Annotated in this window: 18 protein-coding genes; 9 read left to right on the forward strand and 9 right to left on the reverse strand. The window is 29.9% G+C overall.

Annotation, left to right across the window (positions count from 1 at the left end; all coding sequences use genetic code 11):
• The 5 genes from L0U72_RS05475 to L0U72_RS05495 all read right to left on the reverse strand — a co-directional run bounded on the left by L0U72_RS05475 (position 1) and on the right by L0U72_RS05495 (position 4,787).
• Positions 1-963, reverse strand: a complete 963-nt coding sequence (locus L0U72_RS05475; protein ID WP_233898613.1) for an ABC transporter permease — start codon at positions 961-963, stop codon at positions 1-3.
• Positions 963-2,510 (reverse strand): phosphate ABC transporter substrate-binding/OmpA family protein, encoded by a 1,548-nt coding sequence (locus L0U72_RS05480; RefSeq protein ID WP_233898614.1) that lies wholly within the window; start codon positions 2,508-2,510, stop codon positions 963-965. Before L0U72_RS05480 ends, L0U72_RS05475 begins: the two co-directional genes overlap by 1 nt.
• Before the next feature lie 37 nt (positions 2,511-2,547).
• The gene (locus tag L0U72_RS05485; RefSeq protein WP_233898615.1) at positions 2,548-3,552 is read right to left on the reverse strand and encodes a PspA/IM30 family protein; all 1,005 of its coding nucleotides are present in this window, start codon (positions 3,550-3,552) and stop codon (positions 2,548-2,550) included.
• A complete protein-coding gene (locus tag L0U72_RS05490) occupies positions 3,552-4,220 on the reverse strand; it encodes a hypothetical protein (RefSeq protein WP_233898616.1) in 669 nt (222 codons plus the stop codon). Before L0U72_RS05490 ends, L0U72_RS05485 begins: the two co-directional genes overlap by 1 nt.
• 63 nt (positions 4,221-4,283) lie before the next feature.
• Entirely contained in the window at positions 4,284-4,787 is a 504-nt protein-coding gene (locus L0U72_RS05495) for a hypothetical protein (protein ID WP_145993240.1), read from the reverse strand.
• A gap of 189 nt (positions 4,788-4,976) precedes the next feature.
• Here L0U72_RS05495 and L0U72_RS05500 point away from each other — a divergent pair, with 189 nt between their 5' ends.
• The 3 genes from L0U72_RS05500 (at position 4,977) to L0U72_RS05510 (ending at position 10,580) form a co-directional block, all read left to right on the forward strand.
• Entirely contained in the window at positions 4,977-7,436 is a 2,460-nt protein-coding gene (locus tag L0U72_RS05500) for a DUF2339 domain-containing protein (protein ID WP_233898617.1), read from the forward strand.
• Positions 7,423-8,664: a hypothetical protein gene (locus tag L0U72_RS05505; RefSeq protein ID WP_233898618.1), complete on the forward strand. Its 1,242-nt coding sequence runs from the start codon at positions 7,423-7,425 to the stop codon at positions 8,662-8,664. The genes L0U72_RS05500 and L0U72_RS05505 overlap by 14 nt, the downstream gene beginning before the upstream one ends.
• A 119-nt stretch (positions 8,665-8,783) precedes the next feature.
• The gene (locus L0U72_RS05510; protein WP_233883053.1) at positions 8,784-10,580 is read left to right on the forward strand and encodes a chloride channel protein; all 1,797 of its coding nucleotides are present in this window, start codon (positions 8,784-8,786) and stop codon (positions 10,578-10,580) included.
• A 99-nt stretch (positions 10,581-10,679) separates the two neighbouring features.
• Here the strand turns inward: L0U72_RS05510 and L0U72_RS05515 are convergent, their stop codons facing one another.
• Entirely contained in the window at positions 10,680-12,173 is a 1,494-nt protein-coding gene (locus tag L0U72_RS05515) for a YfcC family protein (protein ID WP_233898619.1), read from the reverse strand.
• A 172-nt stretch (positions 12,174-12,345) separates the two neighbouring features.
• Between L0U72_RS05515 and L0U72_RS05520 the strand changes: the two genes are divergently transcribed.
• The gene (locus tag L0U72_RS05520) at positions 12,346-13,047 is read left to right on the forward strand and encodes a Bax inhibitor-1/YccA family protein (protein ID WP_233898620.1); all 702 of its coding nucleotides are present in this window, start codon (positions 12,346-12,348) and stop codon (positions 13,045-13,047) included.
• A 206-nt stretch (positions 13,048-13,253) separates the two neighbouring features.
• Here the strand turns inward: L0U72_RS05520 and L0U72_RS05525 are convergent, their stop codons facing one another.
• Positions 13,254-14,465, reverse strand: coding sequence for an aminotransferase class V-fold PLP-dependent enzyme (locus tag L0U72_RS05525; RefSeq protein ID WP_233898621.1), 1,212 nt, complete (start codon positions 14,463-14,465; stop codon positions 13,254-13,256).
• Positions 14,466-14,555: 90 nt separating this feature from the next.
• Between L0U72_RS05525 and L0U72_RS05530 the strand changes: the two genes are divergently transcribed.
• The 4 genes from L0U72_RS05530 to L0U72_RS05545 all read left to right on the forward strand — a co-directional run bounded on the left by L0U72_RS05530 (position 14,556) and on the right by L0U72_RS05545 (position 16,972).
• Entirely contained in the window at positions 14,556-15,893 is a 1,338-nt protein-coding gene (locus L0U72_RS05530) for a serine hydrolase domain-containing protein (RefSeq protein WP_233898622.1), read from the forward strand.
• A gap of 23 nt (positions 15,894-15,916) precedes the next feature.
• Complete coding sequence (locus tag L0U72_RS05535) at positions 15,917-16,261, forward strand: SdpI family protein (RefSeq protein ID WP_058886025.1); 345 nt, start codon at positions 15,917-15,919, stop codon at positions 16,259-16,261.
• Between the two features lie 80 nt (positions 16,262-16,341).
• Positions 16,342-16,683 (forward strand): type II toxin-antitoxin system RelE/ParE family toxin, encoded by a 342-nt coding sequence (locus tag L0U72_RS05540; RefSeq protein WP_233897523.1) that lies wholly within the window; start codon positions 16,342-16,344, stop codon positions 16,681-16,683.
• Entirely contained in the window at positions 16,670-16,972 is a 303-nt protein-coding gene (locus L0U72_RS05545) for a helix-turn-helix domain-containing protein (protein ID WP_233898623.1), read from the forward strand. The genes L0U72_RS05540 and L0U72_RS05545 overlap by 14 nt, the downstream gene beginning before the upstream one ends.
• 71 nt (positions 16,973-17,043) lie before the next feature.
• Here L0U72_RS05545 and L0U72_RS05550 read toward each other — a convergent pair whose 3' ends face one another.
• Positions 17,044-17,718 carry an SCO family protein gene (locus L0U72_RS05550; protein ID WP_233898624.1) on the reverse strand — a complete coding sequence of 225 codons (675 nt, stop codon included), beginning with the start codon at positions 17,716-17,718 and terminating at the stop codon, positions 17,044-17,046.
• 191 nt (positions 17,719-17,909) lie between these two features.
• Between L0U72_RS05550 and rseP the strand changes: the two genes are divergently transcribed.
• Positions 17,910-19,259, forward strand: a complete 1,350-nt coding sequence (rseP, locus tag L0U72_RS05555) for an RIP metalloprotease RseP (protein ID WP_233898625.1) — start codon at positions 17,910-17,912, stop codon at positions 19,257-19,259.
• Between the two features lie 119 nt (positions 19,260-19,378).
• Here rseP and L0U72_RS05560 read toward each other — a convergent pair whose 3' ends face one another.
• Complete coding sequence (locus L0U72_RS05560) at positions 19,379-21,187, reverse strand: GNAT family N-acyltransferase (RefSeq protein ID WP_101918395.1); 1,809 nt, start codon at positions 21,185-21,187, stop codon at positions 19,379-19,381.
• Positions 21,188-21,218: the final 31 nt, after the last annotated feature.

A 21,218-nucleotide genomic window follows, 5' to 3' on the forward strand; every position in this document is an offset into this window, starting at 1 on the left:
TTAACGTTTGTTTTTATTAATATGTTTGTAAGGAAACAATAGTTTATCTATAATTACAAATAATCGGTCTTGTATTACTCCGATAATAACAATGATTATTAATATTGCAAACGCCTTATCTATTCTACTTTGTCTTTTTGCTGTCCAAATTAATTCACCAATTCCACCGCCTTTATTTAGCATTTCTACGATGGTAATATAGGTCCATGAAATTGCGGTTAAAACTCGAATATCATCAATTAATTTTGAAAACACATACGGCATATAAACTGATTTTATCGTTTGCCACGGTGTTGCTCCTAAAGTAAAAACAGTGTTTAAATATACTTTTTGAACCTCATCAATTCGTTGAACTACAACAGGAATTAAATAAACGATAATACCAAAAGCTAAAAAACTGACTTTCATTTGGCTTCCTAAACCTAGCCACATAATAAAAATCCCTGTTACAGCTGTTAGCGGAATAAAACGATATGAATCAATTATTTTACTAAACAAACCTCTAAAAAGCGGAATTAATCCTAAAAGAAAACCAACAGGAATTGCAATAATAATTGCTAATAAATATCCTAAAAGATTTAATTTAATCGATAAAAAAGTATTTCCAATAACATCATCATCTTTATTTAATTCAGGAAAAGCTTTGATTACTTTTATTGGCGAAGGTAAAATAGGATATACTTTGTTTTTAACTAAACCGTACTGTGTTAGTTTTTCAATACTTTTTGTTTCTAAAAGTGTATAATTAGCTACTAAAAGTGAATCGCTTTCGTAGTATTTTCTATTTTCTTCGGATAAAGAAGTAGGTGAGATCGTGTCGTTTTGGGTGATGATTGTTTTAGATAAAACTTCCGCTAATAAAAACCAAAACAAAATAAGAATTACGCTTCCCAAAATGGTTAGCGTAATTTTTTCTTTCGATGTGAGTTCTCCTCGTAACTCGAATAATTTTTTATAATTCATTAGTCTACAACTAATTCAAAATCGGTTCTTCTATTTTTTGCTTGACAGCTTTTATTCTGATTTCTCTCGCAACCAGCAATTGGTTTATCAGGACCATTTCCAAGGATAATAAACCTGTTTTTAGGCATATTATGTTGATCGATTAAATAATTAGCAACCGACTGAGCTCTTCGTCTAGAAAGTAACACATTAGAACTTCTTTTTCCAACATTATCAGTATTTCCTTCAATACGGATGCGTGTATTTGCAAAAGCTTTTGCTATTGGCGTAAATTGTACGTCTATTAATTGCTTTGCATTATCGCTTAAAATAAACTGTCCAGTTCTAAAACTAATACTTACTTTTTTTGATGATAAAGATGCTTTTTTAGTTAATTTATCATTGGCTACAGAAAATTGTTTTTCTTTTTCTGAAACATGATTTGCACCAGTTAAAGAAGTTGTTTTTGTTACTAAATCTTTTGTAGAAAGTAATCTCCAACTTTTTGCACCTGAAGTATTGTATCCTAAATTTTGATACTTTACTTTCATTTTATTGTACAAGTTTTCACCAGTTACACCGTTGTAATTATTATTTAATCCGAAGAAATTTTGATTATCTCCATGCGTAGCTAAACGTACATTATTAATGGCATCATAACAAAAATCTTCTGGTTGCGATAAACCTTCGGCTAAAATTTTAGCAGCTTTCTTTTTATTAGCATCCGAATTATTTAATTCAGAAGCTCCAATCATCCAACCTTCGTATAATTCTCTTAATTGTTCTTTATTATTTTCGATAAAATCTTTTTTAGCGACAAAAACATCAGCAATAATATGTGTTGCATTTTTAGTACTTTCTAAAACGCTAGCTCCTGCAACTTTTTTAATACAATCTGCATCATCAGGACTCCAAACAACGGCAGCATCAACAGTTCCACTTTTAAAAGCATCGGCAGCATCAATAGCACTTGGTACTTCTATTATTTTAACATCTTTTACACTGATATCTCCAGCTTCTAATAACCAAATTAAAAACGAGTGTGATGGTGTCATTGGGGCTACTGCTATTTTCTTACCTCTTAAATCGCTTACTTTATTAATTCCACGACGTGCAACAATAGCATCTCCTCCACGACTCCAATCTGCTTGAAAAACAACTTGTGGTTGATATTGTGATAATCCTGCTACTTCGGTAGGAAAAGCATCAATAGTTGCCCACATTAAATCGATATCGCCATTTTTAAATGCATCACGAGAAGCATCAAAATCATCAATTACTTTAAAATTTACTTTAAATCCGTAATCTTTATAAAATCGAGAATTGGTATTTGCTTTAAAACCTTCATTAAAATATTGTCCACCTGCATAACCTCCCCAAGTAACAACTCCGATATTTAAGACATCTTGATATCCTTCTTTGGTTTCTGAACTATCATTAGCAGTTACTTCATTTATTTTATCTTTAATTTTTGGATCTCTTAATTTATTTAGTAAGAAATAAACACCGCCAATAATTACTGCAACGATTAATATTTTGGATAATGGAGTTAATTTTTGTCCTGCCATAATTTTTATTTTAATATTATTTTTTAATTATAAATATTTAAAAGTTGAATAAATCTGAATATTGATTGTTATGATTTTTAGTTTGCTTGAAAGTTGGTGCATCTAAATCGACACTATGGCTATCGTTTACTAATAAATCTTTTTGATTTCCAAGGATTAAAGAAACACCTTCTTTTTCCCATTTATCTAATAATTCTAAACCTTCTTCTTCAAAAATTCCGTTTTGTAAATCGATAGAATCCATAAAACCGTTTGACATTTCCATAAAACGTTCCATTTCACCAATTTTCATGCTCACATCATCAGCAATTGCTTCTAAAGCTCTATCGAACATTTCTTTTTTATCGTTGTTACCTGAAATAATATTCATTGCCGATTTCATAGCGGAATGACTCGCACGTATTGCTTTACGTTCTTGTTCTTTGACCAGTACTTGGTCTTCAATATCTTCGACTAAAATTTCAGAATTTTCATACATTTTTGTTAATACTCTGTATAAAATTTCCATTTTTCTGTACAACTCATCTAGCTTTAAATTAGATTCTCTTAATCTCCCTGCTTTACGAGATTTCAGAATCATAATTCCTTTTTTATCTTTCTCTTTTGCCGCACTTGCAAGCTTTAAATTGTTATTGATATTCTTTTTATTTTCATTCATTATTTGCTGTAGCCTTCTCATTTGACCTTTTAACACAGCAATTTGTTTGTTCATTTTCTTTAAGTTATCTTTTAAATCATCAATATAACTTTTTAAAATTCCTATCGGATCAATTAAAATAAACAAACCTGTAATCCATCGCATAAACGATTTGTACATATAAAAAATAAGGTTACGCATCTTAGGATCTAAAATCATATAAATTAAAGCTCCTAAACCTGCTAAAAGTAATCCTAAATGTAAGGTGTTTTCAACAATATTAATAAGATAAGGCAGTGCTTTGTATAAAAAATACATACTTCCACCTGCTAATAGTGCTGTAAAAAACATTCCTGTTTTTCCTTCTGGTTTTTCCCAAAAAGATTTGGGTGCAAAATTTTCCATTATTTTATATATTGTTTTATTTTTTGTGCATCTTGTTCAAACTGAGTTCTTAAATGTAAATACGACATTTTAAAATCATTTTGAGTTTTAGTAATTTTCTGATTACTATCATCCACTAAACGTTTCAATTCTGAAATTTGATTTTGATGCTTTGTAATTTCGTTTGTTAGTTGCTTTATCTTTTCTGATTTTTCATTGATAACCGCTTCAAACTGGGTAATTTCTTTTTCTTTATTTCCTACTTTAGCTACTAACTGACCTTCAAAAGCTTTGATAAAAGTACTATTTTCAGTATCTAAAATGCCTATATAATGTTTTATAGTTTCTAATAAAGTATCTAAAGTTGCGCCCATTGTAGAAGCCGCCGCATAAGTTGAACGATATTTTGTAGCCTCATCCATTGGAATTTTATCTAAGGCTTTTAAGGCTTTTTTAAATTCTAAATAATCAAATCCTTCTAAGTTATTATTTTCAATTGCTACTAATAATTTTTCTACAATTGCATTGTCAATACTACCAGTAGCATTGAAATTTATGGGAGCTGATTTATTTACAATATTTACTTTTTCTGATGATGTTTTTGGTATATCTGTTGAAACTACCTCCTTTTTCTTCTCTTCTTTACTTTCATCTTCAGTAAAAAATAGCGATTTTAAATTTTTTAACATAGTTACTCTAGTTTTAACAAATTTAAAAAAATTAACCAACTATAAAGCTTTTATGTCAGTTGATTACTTTACCAACTTATTCCACCCTAATTTTAAAACGACTAATAAAACTAAAAATATGGCTATAAGCTGAGTAAAACTACCTATAAAGAAAACACCTATAATTGCTTTTTGAATAAAATAGGTAATTAAAAAGGTGATAAATAAGATAATAAACAACCCTGATAACTTATCAAAACCAGGAATTTCTTTTAAAGGAAGTGTTTTTTTGATAATTAAAAACAATAATACCATGGCTATTATCGGTAAATAATAGGTAACCAATTGAAGTTGCATTAAATTTTTACGCAAAAAGAAAAAGTTATAAACAACTAAAATAATACTTAAAAGACCAGGTATCGCTATAGCGTATATTAAAGCGCTATACACATATAAAATTGGCGATTTAGGACGAATCATATTTGAAAATAAAAGCCCTATTAATACTATTACAAACAACAATATATAGTAATTAAGAATATTACTAGAGTTGGTGGTAAGTATGTTTATAAGATCGTATACTGTCATGTTTTTTCTTCTTTTATAGCTGACTCACAAATTTATAAGAATAATAGTATTGATTCAGTTTTTATCTAAAAAATATCAGAAAACAAATAATAATAGCTTTTACAGACCTATTTTTTTCCTTTTGATGACATCAAAAATCGATATAATTATAAAGGTTTACATTTGAACTAAAATTCAAAACGATATTTTATGGAAGGACTCTTATTTATAATCGTCTTACTCTGTTTATATTTTATCAATAAAAATATAAACACAAAATTTGAACAGCTCAATAAAACAATTACTGATTTACAAAAAAAAGTTTTTTCAAAAGATACCGTTACAGCTCATAAAAATGTAGCATCCGAAGAAGAAAAAACTGTAATTCCTAAAGTAACTAAAATAGTAAATCCAATAATTCCTACTCCTAAAAAAGAGGAAGTTATAATACCTTCTGTTACTAATTCTTTAAAAACAAAACCTGTTTTAGAGGATAAAAAAATAATAGAAAAACCAATTAAAGAGAAAATAAAATCAATTCCTAAAAAATCATTTTTTGAAAGATTTAAAGAGAAAAATCCTGATTTAGAAAAGTTCATTGGTGAAAACTTAATCAATAAACTTGGAATCTTAATTTTAGTATTAGGAATTAGTTTTTTCGTGAAATATGCCATCGATAAAGATTGGATAAACGAACCTGCAAGAGTTGGAATTGGCGTTTTATGTGGTTCATTAATTATGGCAATTGCTCATAAATTAAAGAAAAATTACACCTCTTTTAGTTCTGTTTTAGTTGCCGGAGCTATTAGTATTTTTTACTTTACTATTTATATTGCTTTTCATGAATATCAGTTATTTAGTCAAACTGTGGCTTTTGCTATTATGACGGTAATAACCATTTTTAGTACGCTTGTTGCGGTTTCTTATAACCGACAAGAACTAGCTGTTTTATCATTAATTGGTGGGTTTTCAGCACCATTTATGGTAAGTACGGGCGAAGGTAATTACGTAGTTTTATTTACTTACATTGCTATTTTAAACATCGGAATATTAGGGATTTCTTATTTTAAAAAATGGCGAATTTCAACAATATTATCTTTTATATTTACAACAATATTATTCGGAAGTTGGTGTACTTTAAAAATAGGTAGCAATACATTTTCACACACAGGAGCTTTAATTTTTGCAACCTTATTCTATTTTATATTTAGTATTACAATTGTTTTAAATAACCTTAGAAATAAAGGTGTTTTTTCTACGATAGAATATTTTATTTTAGTAGCAAATACCTTTGTGTTTTTCGGATTAGGAATGTTAATTTTAAATGATTTAGAGTCAAATTTAACAGGATTATTCACTTTATTATTGGCACTTTATAACATTGCTTATGCTACTGTTTTATATAAAAAATTCGGATTAGATAAAAACGCTATTTATCTATTAATCGGACTTGCTTTAACTTTTGTTACCTTAACAATTCCAATTCAATTTGAAGGTAATATTATTACACTTTTCTGGGCTTCGGAAGCTGTTTTATTGTTTTGGCTATCTCAAAAATCAAAAATAGATACCTTTAAAATTGGAGCTTTTATAATTCAAGTTTTAACACTTATCAGTTTATTTTTAGATTGGGAAAAATACAGCTTTACAAAAGATTTAAACGTCATTTTAAATCCGTTATTTATTGCAGGTTTAGTAGTTAGTTGTTCGCTATTTTTAACGTATTGGTTATTAAAAAAAGAGAAAGAAGTCGTTATAAAACACTTTTCTATAAATATTAATTCTTATCGAAATATCCTTTTAATAATTACAATTTTAATAACCTATTTTACGGGTATTTTAGAAGTAAATTATCAAGCTTATCAATTTTTAAAGAACACTTTTTCTGCATTCTCTTTTCCTGTAACATATCATTTTATATTTATTACGATCGTATTATATATCGCATCAATATTAAAAAACAAAAATATTTCAAAAGGAATTTTAATTGTAGGTATTATTTCAACAGTACTTTATATTATTAATTTTTACAAATTACCAGCAAACGAATTAATTGAAAACTTCGTAGAAAACACTGATACAAACTATGCTTTTTACTTTCATTATATCATTTTAAGTTGTTTAATTTATTTTGGATATCAACTATATAGTACATCCGATTTATTATTTAAGATAAAACCAAAACAACGTAAGTGGTTGCCTTGGATATTTACTTTTGCTATTGTATATATTTTAAGTAATGAAATAATGATACATGGTTTACATCTTTCAAATTCTGTTGATACAGTAGCTTTATCTGAAAAATTCCCTGAATCAGAAAATGATTTTTACGCTAAAAGTAATTTTGTACACAGCCAAATATCAGCGACAAAAACACAAATTATTAAAATAGGATATCCAATACTTTGGGGAGTTTTTTCTTTTATTTTTTTAATTATTGGGATAAAAAAACAATGGAAAAATTTACGAGTAATCGCACTTTCGTTACTTGGATTCACTATTTTGAAACTTTTTATCTACGATATTAAAAATGTTTCGGAAACAGGGAAAATTATTGCTTTTATATTATTAGGAGTTTTAATATTGATAATTTCTTTTGTGTATCAAAAATTAAAAAAATTGGTTGTTGATAAAACTACCGAAAATAAAAATACAGATGATGAAATATAGTTTATTAATTACCTTATTCGTTTCTCTTACTACTTTTGCTCAAAATTATACAGGTAGTATTCATCCGATAAATGAAAACGGTTTGCATAAAATAATGCTACCTCTAAAAGTTAGAGCTGTTAGCAACGAAAATTACAATTTTTTAAGAATTAAAGATTCATTAAATAATGATGTTCCGTATGTTTTAATTTATAATAATGATAAAAAATTCTCAACTTTTGAGCAACTTAAAATAGCATCGAAACAAGTTATTAAAGATTCTGTTACTTCAATTATAATAGAAAATAAATCGGCAGAAAAATTAGCTGAGATTACGCTTAAAATAGCCAATACAAAAATCAGAAAAAGCTACAATATCTACGGAAGTGACAATGGTTCTGAATGGTTTGGGCTGATTTCTAATCGTATTTTACCGTATAAAAGCACACCTAAAAAAACAGCTTCAGGAAAAATATTTTTAGAGCAAACTATTAATTTTCCTTTAAATACCTATCCTTTTTTACGCATTAATTTTGATGATAAAAACTCCTTACCCATAAATATTTTGGAAGCTGGAGTTTATAAAAGTGAAATTTTTACTCAAAATGCTATTCAGATAAATCAATACAAACAAAAAGCTATTTCTACCGAAAAAAAGAAAAAGGTTACACAACTTAAATTTACGGCTGAAAATTCACATAAAATAAATAGTATTTCTTTTAAAATTGATTCCGATTTTTTTCTAAGAAATGCTAAAATACTTGTAAAAAGAGAACGAAAAATTAAAAAACGTGTAGAAACTTATACAGAAACTATCGCTTCTTTTCAGTTAAATTCTAAAAATAAAAACTCATTTACGTTTAACAATTTGAATGAAAAAGAGTTTATTATCGAAATTGAAAACAAAGATAATCCTGCTTTAGCAATAGAAAATATTCAATTCTTTCAGAAGCCAATCTATTTAATTGCTAATTTGAAGAAAGCAACTAATTACAAAATAATAATTGATTCTACATTAACAAAACCGTCCTACGATTTAGGAAATTTCATTTCATCGACAACAAAAAACATAGCAGAAACAAGTATTACATCATTTTCTAAAAACAAAAGTAAAACCGTATTTCCTAAAAACACCCCTTTTTGGCAAACCACTATTTTTATGTGGATTTGTATTGTATTAAGTGGTGGTTTTATTATTTATTTTGCTTTTTCTTTAATAAAAGATATTGGTAATCAAGAAAATAATTAACTTTTTAAGACTTTACCTTTAAAATAACAACTTAAAAACAATTAAAACTCTACGTTAATAAAACACGTTATTGTTGATGATTTCAAGTACTTTTGCTGTAGCTATTTGCCTCTTACAAAATGAAATTCCCGAAATTTAAAAAAGCGTTTACCAAATTTTTAATTTGGCGCACCAAGAATATTTCTCAACGTCAATTTATTTATATTTTAACCATTCTTATTGGTTTTTTATCAGGTATTGGCGCTATTGTTTTAAAAAACTTAACACATTTTTTTCAACATTTATTAGAAGGAAATTTAGTGCGGTATTACCACCATGCGTTTTACTTTGTTTTTCCTATTATCGGTCTTGGAATTGTGTATTTAACCATTAAATATATTATCAGAAATAAGGTTAGCCACGGTATTCCATCTACACTTTTTGCAATTTCTAAACGCAAAGGAATTATGAAACGATATCAAATGATTGGTTCCGTTTTAACAGCCCCAATTACCGTTGGTTTTGGAGGTTCGGTAGGGCTTGAAGGACCAACCGTAGCAACAGCTGCGGCTATTAGTTCTAATATTTCTCGATGGCTTCATTTAAATCAAACAACCCGAACTTTATTAATTGGCTGTGCAGCAGCAGGTGCAATGTCTGCTATTTTTAAAGCACCAATTGCCGCCATTATTTTTGCCATTGAAGTTTTCAGTTTAGACTTAACAATCGCTTCGATGTTGCCTTTATTGTTAGCCTCTATTTCGGCAATTATAACCTCTTATTTCTTTTTAGGATCAGATGTATTACTTCCTTTTAAAATCGAAGATATTTTCACTATAAATGACGTTCCTTTTTTTATTTTCTTAGGAATTGTAACAGGCGTAACTTCCATTTATTTCACTGAAGTTTATGACCGTATTCATAATTTTTTTGATAAAATAGATTCTCCAATAAAAAGGTTTTTAATTGGAGGAATTGGGCTTGGAATTTTACTTTATTTTATTCCGCCATTATACGGAGAAGGTTTTGATACCATCAATAATTTAATCAACGGAAACCCAGAAAAGGCATTGCAAAACAATTTTATAAACCTAGACTTAACAAATGTTTGGATCGTTATATTATTGCTTTTAGGCTTAGTATTTTTTAAAGTTATTGCCAGCGCATTAACTTTTGGTGCAGGAGGTGTTGGTGGTATTTTTGCGCCCTCCTTATTTATGGGAAGTATTGTAGGAAATGTGGTTGCTAAAACAATTAATAGCAGCGGTTTTTTTAACAATGCTGTTTCTGAAAGTAATTTTACATTGGTCGGAATGACGGGTTTAATGGCAGGTGTTTTACACGCTCCGCTTACCGCTATTTTTTTAATTGCTGAAGTAACAGGCGGTTACGAACTCTTTATTCCATTAATGATAACAGCAGCAATTTCTTATTCAATTACCAAATATGTACATCCGCATTCTGTGTACGCAATGGAATTAGGCAGAAAAGGGGAATTAATTACTCATAATAAAGACCACGCCGTTTTAACGCTAATGGATATGGATACTGTTATTGAAAAAAACTTTGTTACCCTGCATCCTGAAATGAGTTTAGGTGCTATTGTTCATAAAGCTGTTGTAAAATCTAACCGAAATATTTTCCCTGTAATTAGCGAAGAAAACAATAAATTATTAGGCATTATTTTAGTAGATGATATAAGACCAATTATGTTTGATCAAACGCTTTACGATGCTGTTTTTGCCAGAGAATTAATGCACAACCCTCCAGCAGTTATTAACATCGAAAAAGATAAAATGACTGATATTATGCAAAAATTTCAAAAAAGTGGCGCTTGGAATTTACCTGTTATAAAAGAAGATAAATATTATGGTTTTATCTCGAAATCAAAATTATTAACCGTTTATCGAAATAAATTAATTGAAGTAACGGCTTAAAAAAATAACCAAGGTAATTTCAACAATATTTCCCTAAATATAATTCAGTTTTATTGCTGATAAAATTACCTTGGCAACTCTTTGTTTCTATTTCATCCTTTATAAATATACCTGAATTGTTAAAGAAATCATGGTGAAAATTGTTAAAATAACAACCAAAGGAAGTGCAAATTTCAGCCATCTATCATAACCAACTTTTACAATTGCCAAAGAAGCTAAAATTAATCCTGTTGGATTGATAAACGAAAATAAACCCATTCCGTATAAATAAGTATTGACAATAATTTCACGTCCAATACCAACCGTATCGGCTAGTGGCGACATTATCGGCATGGTTAAAACCGCCATTCCTGACGAACTTGGAATAAAAAATGATAAGCCCGAATAAATAAACAATAACACGTTTGCAAAAATTCCTTTTGGCATTCCTGTAGTAAATTCACTAGCATTTTGTAAAATAGTATCGCTAATTAATCCTTGTTCCATCAATATTGAAACCCCTCGTGCGATTCCAATAATAAACGCAACACCCAACAAATCATTTGCGCCTTTTATAAAGGTTGTTACAAAATTTTCCTCCTTCATTTTGGCTAAAAAACCAATAAGAATTGCCCCTACTAAAAAGACCACAGTCATTTCTTCAAACCACCATTCTAAACGAGAAACTCCGTAAATCATTACCACAAAACAAAGCGTAAAAACAGTTAATATAATACGCAATCTTCCTGTTAAAACATGGGTATCAGAAGTACTACTTCCAAAGATATTTTCAATCATTTCTTTTTGATCGTAAATAATTGATTTTGTAGGATCTTTTTGAACTTTATTGGCATAACGTAAAATATAAATAACACAAATAACAATTCCACAAACCAGCATTAATAACCTTCCTGTAAAACCTGTTGTCCAGTTAATTCCTGCCGCATCCGAAGCAATAATAACACTAAACGGGTTTACTGTTGAACACATAGTTCCAATAGACGAACCTATATAAACACAGGCTAAAGCAACAATAGCATCGTATCTTGCCGCTAAAAATATAGGAATCAAAATAGGGTAAAAAGCAATGGTTTCTTCTGCCAATCCGAAGGTAGTTCCACCCGCGGCTATTAAACTTGTTACCACAAAAATCAACCAATATTCTTTCCCTTTTAATTTTTTTGCCAGCCATGCAATTCCCGCATCAAAAGCACCCGTAAAATTCATAATTCCGATAACACCTCCTAAAATTAACACAAACAAAATAATGTCTGACGATTGGGTAATTCCTCTTATTGGCGATTTAAAAAAAGCCAAAACTCCTTGAGGTTGCGCAGGTAATTCAGTGTAAGTTCCTGGCACACTAATCGGTTTAGAAATATCGCCTTTTGTAAATTTTTCTAAAGGAATTTTAATCCCTAATTCCGCTAATGATTCTTGGGTTGCAGGAAGTGTTTTTTGCTCTTCTAAATGTGAATATGTAAACGAATTACTACTTTTTTGATACTGCAAAGTATCAAATTTACCCGCAGGAATAAACCAAGTTAAAAGTGCCACCAAACCAGCTATTAATAACAAAATAGTATGTGGTGTCGGAAATTTAATATTTTTCAAAATGTAAAATTTTTTTTTTGATAAAAGTAAAACAAATTCAAGACACAGACAGCCCTTGATTAAATAAATAATTATAGAACAAAAACTATAAAAAAGGTTTTTTCAAAAAGTAAAACAAAAATTAAATTTCGCTTAAAAAACATACCTTTACATTTTATCTTAAAAAATTTTCATGGAAAACTCATTTAACAACAAAATTCGCGTAGGGCAATTATCAGCAACAGACCGCGTTTCTTTTTACAAAAAAACATACGCACACGTTGGTTTAGGCGTATTATTATTTATCTTTTTTGAATATTTATTATTGCAAAACGCCAGCATTGTCGAATTTGCATTATCAATGACACAAGGCTACAAGTGGCTGTTATTGCTCGGTGGTTTTATGCTAATAACCAATTATGCCGAAAGCACCGCCTTAAAAACAACCGACAAAAACTTACAATATTTAGCCTATTCTGGCTATGTATTTGCCGAAGCATTTATCTTTATTCCGTTAATTTACATGGCAATTTCATACACCAATAATTTTGAAATTATCAAGCAAGCAGGTATTGTAACCCTAGGATTATTTGCAGGAATTTCATCAATTGTATTTATCACCAAAAAAGATTTTTCCTTTATAAAAGCAGGTTTAAGCATTGGTTTTTTCATTGCCATTGCCTTATTAATTGCAGGAACATTGTTTGGTTTTAACCTTGGTTTATGGTTTTCTGTAGGAATGTGCGTACTAGCTGCGGAGTCTATTTTATACCAAACCTCAAACCTTGTTCACAAATTTTCTACTGATGATTATATCCCTGCCGCCATCGGATTATTTGCTTCTTTAATGCTATTATTTTGGTATGTTTTACAAATTTTTATGTCAAGAGATTAAAAATTATTTGAAGCTATTTCCCGCTTTCCGCACTCGCTTTTTTTTGAAGAAAAATCAAAAAAAGAGCTCAAACAATTGCTTCAATCGGGGCTAGGAATTTCTGCTTCATTTTATATCTAGATAATATATAATAAAAAACACCTCACAGAATTTAAAAATCTGTGAGGTGTTTTAATATATAAAACTCAATTATTAAAAAAAAGAAATTAACTCAACATCATTTTGGCTCTTTTTACAGAAGCTACTAAAACGTCGATTTCTTGTTTTGTATTATAAAAAGCAAACGATGCTCGAACCGTTCCAGGGATTCCGTAAAAATTCATAATCGGTTGCGCACAATGATGCCCAGTACGAACGGCAACGCCTAATTTATCTAAAATCGATCCTACATCATACGGATGAATTCCTTCTAAATTAAAAGAAATTACAGCAACTTTATCGCTTGTTCCGTAAATTTTTAAGCCTTCAATTTTTTCTAATTCTTGTGTTCCGTAGGCTAATAATTCGTTTTCTTGTTTGGCGATATTATCAAAACCTATTGAATTTAGATAATCTATTGCCGCTCCAAAAGCAATTACACCGCAAATATTTGGCGTTCCCGCTTCAAATTTATGAGGCAATCCTGCGTAGGTTGTTTTTTCAAAAGTTACAGTTTCAATCATTTCGCCACCTCCTTGATAAGGCGGTAATAATTTTAACAATTCCTCTTTTCCGTACAATACACCAACCCCTGTAGGTCCACACATTTTATGTGCCGATGCTACATAAAAATCAGCATCTAACCCTTGTACATCTGGTTTTATATGCGGTACTGCTTGCGCTCCATCAATTAAAACATAGGCACCGAATTTATGTGCCGCATGAATAATTTCTTTAATCGGATTGATAATTCCTAAGGCATTTGAAACATGATTACAAAACACCAATTTCGTGTTTGCATTTAATAATTCATGATATATATCCATGCGTAAAGAACCATCTTCATTCATCGGAATTACCTTTAAAATAGCCCCCGTTTTTTCACAAAGCATCTGCCAAGGAACAATATTTGAATGATGCTCTAAAGACGATACAATTACTTCATCTCCTGCTTTTAAAATAGCCGAAAAACCCGAAGCAACCACATTAATACTATGCGTTGTTCCTGCGGTTAAAATAATTTCATACGAATGTTTAGCGTTAAAATGTTGTTGTACTTTTAAACGCGCTTCTTCATATTTATCGGTAGCTTCTTGGCTTAACGTATGCACGCCTCGATGAATATTTGCATTGTAATTTGAATAATAATCAACAATGGCATCAATAACAATTTGTGGCGTTTGAGAAGTTGCTCCGTTATCAAAATATACTAATTTTTTTCCGTGAACTTCTCGGTTAAGAATCGGGAAATCAGCTCTAATTTTATCTACAATAAACATAAAAAATAATATTTGTAACAAAGGTAGCAGTTGTATTTCAATTACAAACATCAATCAATTAAATTCTTACATTTGTTAAAACTGTTTTTTATGAAAAATTTAAAGAAAATCGTGTTATTCATCACTTTTTTTAGTGTTTTAACACTTAGCATTCTTGTTTATTTAAATTATCCGAAGTTAAACATACTAGCAGGATATTCGGCTAAAAACACCGCTTCCTCCATTTTTTTGGCGGGTAGAAGTTTAGAATTTACCGATAAAAACGACAATAATTTTTCGCCAATAAATTTAACTTCGGATGAAATAAATATCGAGGAAAAATCGGCAACAGGTTCCGTTTTTGGTTTATTAACCAGAAAAGCCATTTATCGTGAAGGTTTAGGCGCTGTTTTAATTAATGATGATTATGATATCACTAAAAAAACACCCATTCCAAAACGTAGTAAACCCGATAATACTACGCCTTTTCCGTACGGAAATGCCAATCAGAAAGACAGCATTTTTAAGAATATCAACTATAAAAAAATAGCTAAGATTATTGACACTCTTTTTGATGCAAAAAACAAAACACGATCGATTTTAGTAATTTATAAAGATCAAATTATTGCCGAAAAATATGCCGATGGTTTTGATAAGAACTCCAAACAATTAGGTTGGTCGATGACTAAAAGCATTGTCAGTACGATTGTTGGAATTATGCAATGTCAAGGCAAAATAAATATAAATGCTGCTAATTTATTTGAAGAATGGCAAAACGATGAACGCAAAAATATTACGCTTCATAATTTATTACAGATGAATTCAGGCTTGGCTTGGAAAGAAGATTACAACAGCATTTGCGATGCTACAAAAATGCTTTTTCTAGAAAATGACATGACTAAAACACCATTAAAAAAGCCTTTAACATCAAAACCAAACGAAAATTGGAATTATTCATCAGGAACAACCAATTTAATTTCGGGGCTTATCCGCAGTAAATTTAGCACACATCAAGCATATTTAGAGTATTGGTACAGCGCTTTAATTGATAAAATCGGCATGAATTCAATGCTTATCGAAACTGATGCAAATGGTAGCTTTGTAGGTTCATCTTACGGCTGGGCAACCACTAGAGATTGGGCAAAACTCGGGCTTTTATACTTACATAATGGTCAGTGGAATGGCAAACATCTTTTTGATAAAGATTGGGTAGAGTACGCCACTACGCCTACCCCAACTTCCGATAAGCAATACGGTGCGCAAATTTGGTTAAATGCAGGCGGGAAATATGCTGATGTTCCTAAAAATATGTATTCTTTTAATGGGTATAAAGGACAGAATGTGTTTATTTTGCCCACTGAAAATTTGGTCATCGTTCGTACAGGATTAACCAAAAATGCCGATATGAATCTATTTTTAAAAGAAATAATAGCTTCAATTAAAAAATAACTAAAATAAATTAAAAAATAAATATGAACCCTTATTATTACGTACTTTCAATAAACGGATTTTTATTCTTATTCAGTATTATCTTTTATTTTTTCCCACCTAAAAAGATAAATTTAATCTACGGATACCGAACCAATAAAACCATCAAAAATGATACAATTTGGCAATTTGCCAATAGCTTTTTTACCAAACAATTTTTAATATATTCGAGTATTTCATTGGTGGCTTCGTTGATTTTTGTTTCTTTAAATAAAACCATCAGCTGGCAACCTATGGCGATTATGTTATTGTCGTTAGCGGTATCGGTAATTAAAACAGAGCAAGAAATTAGCAAAAATTTTGACGATGAAGGAAATAAATTAAAGTAGCTTATAAAAATAACTGTTTTTATCTTTGGATAAAGTTATCTATTTAGCTAACTTTGTGTTAAGTCAAAAGATTATTATAATTGAGTAATTTTAACAGAGAAATAGTATTTTATGAAAGTCACTTTATAGATTTTTACAAGAAACAATCACTTATTGTTAGAAAAAAAATTGACTGGACACTTTTAATATTAAAACAGACAAAAATTGTTCCCGAAAAATTCTTTAAACACCTAACCAATACCAATGGAATTTGGGAAGTGAGAGTTTCAGCAGGAAATGGAATATTTAGAATTTTCTGTTTTTTTGATAATGGAAATCTAATTGTTTTATTAAGTGGTTTTCAGAAAAAAACACAAAAAACACCCAAAAAAGAAATCAAAAGAGCAGAAAGACTTAAAGACCAATATTATGACAACAAATAAAAAAATAACCTCATTTGACGACCACTTAAACCAACAATATGGAAATGTTGGAACAGGAACTAGAGAAGTATTTGAAGAAGAATTTGAAACTTTTAAAATTGGCGTTTTAATACAAGAAGCTAGAAAAAAACAACACCTTACCCAGCAACAACTAGCGGAAAAAGTAGGAACAACAAAAAGTTATATTTCTAGAATAGAAAATAATGCTAGTGATATTAGGCTTTCAACATTAATGAGAATAATTCGAGAAGGATTAGGTGGAAGCTTAAAATTATCACTAGATATTTAAAATAAATAATGCTGTTTTTAAACGTCCTTTCTAATAAATAAAAAAGGACGTTTAAATTAGCTAAACTCACATTACTTATACTCCTCTTTTAACAAGATAACATCATCTATAATTTTTTGCATATTTTCTTCTTTTGTGCCGTCATACATGCCTCGAATTTGTCCTTTTTTATCGATTAAAATAAAGTTTTCGGTATGTACAAAATCTTGGTCACCGCCATCGCCTTCATCTAAAACAGCAAAATAATGCTTACGAGCTAAGTTATAAATATGCTTTTTATCGCCAGTAGTTACATTCCATTTTCCATCGATAACACCTTTTGCATCGGCATATTTTCGTAATTGCGGAACGCTATCCATTACAGGCGTTACCGAATGCGATAAAAACATAATGTCATCATCATCTTTAAAATTTTCTTGTAATTCACTCATATTATACGCCATCAAAAGACAAATTGTTTGGCATCGGGTAAAAAAGAAATCGGCGATATAAATTTTATCTTTATAATTGGCATTGGTAATTATTTCGCCATTCTGATTGATGAGTTTAAAAGCGCCAATCTTATGATTTTTTGATTTTGAACGCACTGATGTATCTACCAATCGAGGGTTGATATCCGCAGGATTGTAAACAGGCAATCTATCCTCTACTTTTACTAAATGATAAAAAATAGGAACGCCTATCAAAGAAAAAACAAGTAAAAAAAGCAGGGTACTTTTTGATTTTTTAAAGAATTTTAAGTCCATTGTAATTGAATTTTCAATCAAATTCAAATTGAATTCGACTGATTTTAAACAAAAATACGACTAAAAACAAGGTTTTTATAGCTTCTACATCAAAATTTTGTTAAAACAAAACTGCATCGATACCACAAACTTTTACAACCGTATTGAAAAACGTACATTTGTCCAATTTTTAAATTTAGATACACACCTTTATGGAAATTTTAATAAAAGCAGTACAATTTATTTTGAGTTTATCACTCTTAATTGTTTTACATGAATTAGGGCATTTTATTCCTGCCAAAATATTTAAAACCAAAGTTGAAAAATTCTATTTATTTTTTGATTATAAGTTTTCTATCTTCAAAAAGAAAATAGGCGATACTGTTTATGGAATCGGGTGGATTCCGCTAGGAGGTTACGTAAAAATAGCGGGAATGATTGACGAAAGTATGGATACCGAGCAAATGAGCAAACCTGCACAACCTTGGGAATTTCGCTCTAAACCAGCATGGCAACGTTTAATTATTATGTTAGGTGGAGTTACGGTAAACTTTATTTTAGGGATTGTAATTTACATTTGTTTGATGTATGCTTATGGTGAAAAATTTTTACCAAACGAAAATCTTAAAGATGGTGTTTGGGTACAAAGTCAATTAGGAAAAGATTTAGGTTTACAAACTGGTGATAAAATCCTGACTATTGATGGAGAAACTATTCAAAAATTTAAAGACCTTCCACTAGAATTTATCAACGGAAATAACTACACGATTAACAGAAATGGAACTATTCTTGAGAAAGAAATTCCTACCGATTTTATTTCAAAATTAATGGACAGGGATAAAAATGCAGGAAGTTTTATCAATATCCGATTGCCACTGATAATTGCTCAAATCGCCAAAGATTCACCAAATATTAATAGCGGTTTACAACCTAAAGATATTGTTATCGCAATAAACGGCGTTACAATAAGGTATTTTGATGAAGCTCAAATCGAATTAGAAAAAAATAAAGGACAAGCAATTGATATCATCGTAAAAAGAGGTACTGAAAATGTAACGATTCCTGTGAAAATTAGCGAAAAAGGAAAGCTAGGCGTAAGTTTAGGACAAGTATCCGTTAAAGATTTAGAGAAATTAGGCTATTATCAATTGGCAGAAAAAAACTATTCGATTGGCGAAGCAATTCCTGCAGGAACTGTAAAAGCATGGACAACCGTTACCAGTTATGTAAAGCAATTGAAGAAGATTTTTAATCCAAGTACAGGAGCTTACAAAGGTTTGGGTGGTTTTATTTCAATCGGAAGTATTTTTCCTGCCGAATTTAGCTGGGAAGTTTTTTGGAATATCACCGCTTTCTTATCAATTATGTTAGGAGTTATGAACTTATTGCCAATTCCAGCTTTGGATGGAGGTCATGTCGTGTTCACTTTATGGGAAATGATTACGGGTAAAAAACCTGGAGATAAATTCTTAGAATACGCACAACTAGTTGGTTTTGTTTTACTGATAACATTACTATTATTTGCCAACGGTAATGATATTTTTAGGACATTTTTCAAATAAAATTACAAATAATAAACAAGATCATAGAGAAGAGCATAGAAAGAGAATATCACAAAAAAGCATCGTAAAATTTACGATGCTTTTTTTTTATGAATTTTAGAGAATCTTATTTAAACAAACTACTTATTTAAGTTTTCGGAAGCACGTTTTTCTAATTCAGCCTGAAATTCTTCCATTACTGGTTTTACGGTACTTTCAGGAATTTCATCAACTTTGATGTATAATAAACCATCAATGGCATTATTAAATTTTGGATCAACATTAAAAGCGACTAAACGTGCATTTTGCTTTACATATTTTTTGATAAGTACAGGCATACGTAAGGCTCCTGGTTCAATTTCGTCAATAATTTTATCAAATTTTTGCATATCGGCTTTTGTGGCATCGAATACAAAATCTTTATCGGCATCTTTTAGTTTGACTTTAAATTCTTTCTTTGGATAAATATATTGTGCTACATACGGATCATAATAATGAGATTTCATAAATTCAATCATTAACGACTTGGAAAATGCCGAAAATTGATTGCTAATACTCACACCTCCCATTAAATATTTATATTCAGGATATCGTAATGTTACGTGTACAATTCCTTTCCAAAGCAAGAATAATGGCATTGGTTTTTGCTGATAATTTTTAGCAACAAAAGCTCTTCCAAGTTCCATAGTACTTTGCATCATGGTATATAATTCTGGCTCAATTCGGAACAAGGTGTGTATATAAAATCCGTTGATTCCGTATTTTTTATAAATATCTTTTCCCAATCCCATTCTGTATGCACCGACTAATTCATTTGCTACGGTATCCCAAAGAAATAAATGGTGATAATATTTATCAAATTTATCTAAATCGATGGTTTTATTAGTTCCTTCGCCTACTTCTCTGAAGGTAATTTCTCGTAATCTCCCAATTTCGTGTAACACATTTGGAATTTCTTTAGCGGTTGCGAAAAAGACTTCATAATTTTTACTTTCTAGCAATCGGCTTCCTTTTTCTCGTAAAGAATTTACTTCTTTTAGGAATAAATCGGGAGTTCTTTGTGCTGTTATTTTTTTAACTTTCTTCGGAATTTTTAAATTTTGCGAGGATAGTATTTTTTGTGATGCTTTTTCGAAAGGATTGGCAAGCATGTATGTTTTTTTCCTGATAAATTCATAGAAAGTAGGAATATCTTTAAATTCCTCTTGATCTTTTACGGAAATTGGTTTTCCGATACGAACTTTTATGATTCTATTTTTTTGCGAAATTACTTCTGAGGGAAGTTTTGCGGTTCTTAATGTTCCACTAACTTTGGATAATAAGTAAAATAAGCGACTATTTTTGGCATGAAAATAAATAGGAATTACGGGTACTTTTGCTTTTTTGATTAAGCGTACGGCGCCTTCTTCCCATGGTTTATCGACCATTAATTTACCATCACGATAGGTAGAAACTTCTCCTGCGGGAAAAATCCCTAATGGTTTTCCTTCTTTTAGATGTAATAGTGCATTTTTAATTCCTGCAATGCTCGACTTTGCGTCCTTTCTATTTTCAAAAGGATTTACAGGCATGATATACGGTTTTAATGGCTCAATTCTATGTAATAAAAAGTTAGCAATAATTTTATAATCGGCTCTTTTTTCGATGAGTAATTTTAATAATAAAACACCATCGATTCCGCCTAGCGGATGATTCGAAATGGTAATAAAAGCGCCATCTTTAGGGATTCTTTTTAAGTCATCTTCAGGGATTTCAAATTCAATTTTGCAATCTGCTAAAACGCCGTTTAAAAATTCTAAATCAGTTTTATTTTTATTATTATCATAAATTTTATTAATAGCAGAAATGCGTAAAATTTTCATCAAGAGCCACCCTGTAAAAGTTCCGATGACTCCTAATTTATCTACTCCAATAACTTTCGCAATTTCTTTTGATGTAACTATTCCCATTAATTCAAATTTGACATAAATGCAAATATAA

Source organism: Tenacibaculum piscium, from assembly GCF_021390755.1.
Taxonomy (GTDB): domain Bacteria; phylum Bacteroidota; class Bacteroidia; order Flavobacteriales; family Flavobacteriaceae; genus Polaribacter; species Polaribacter piscius.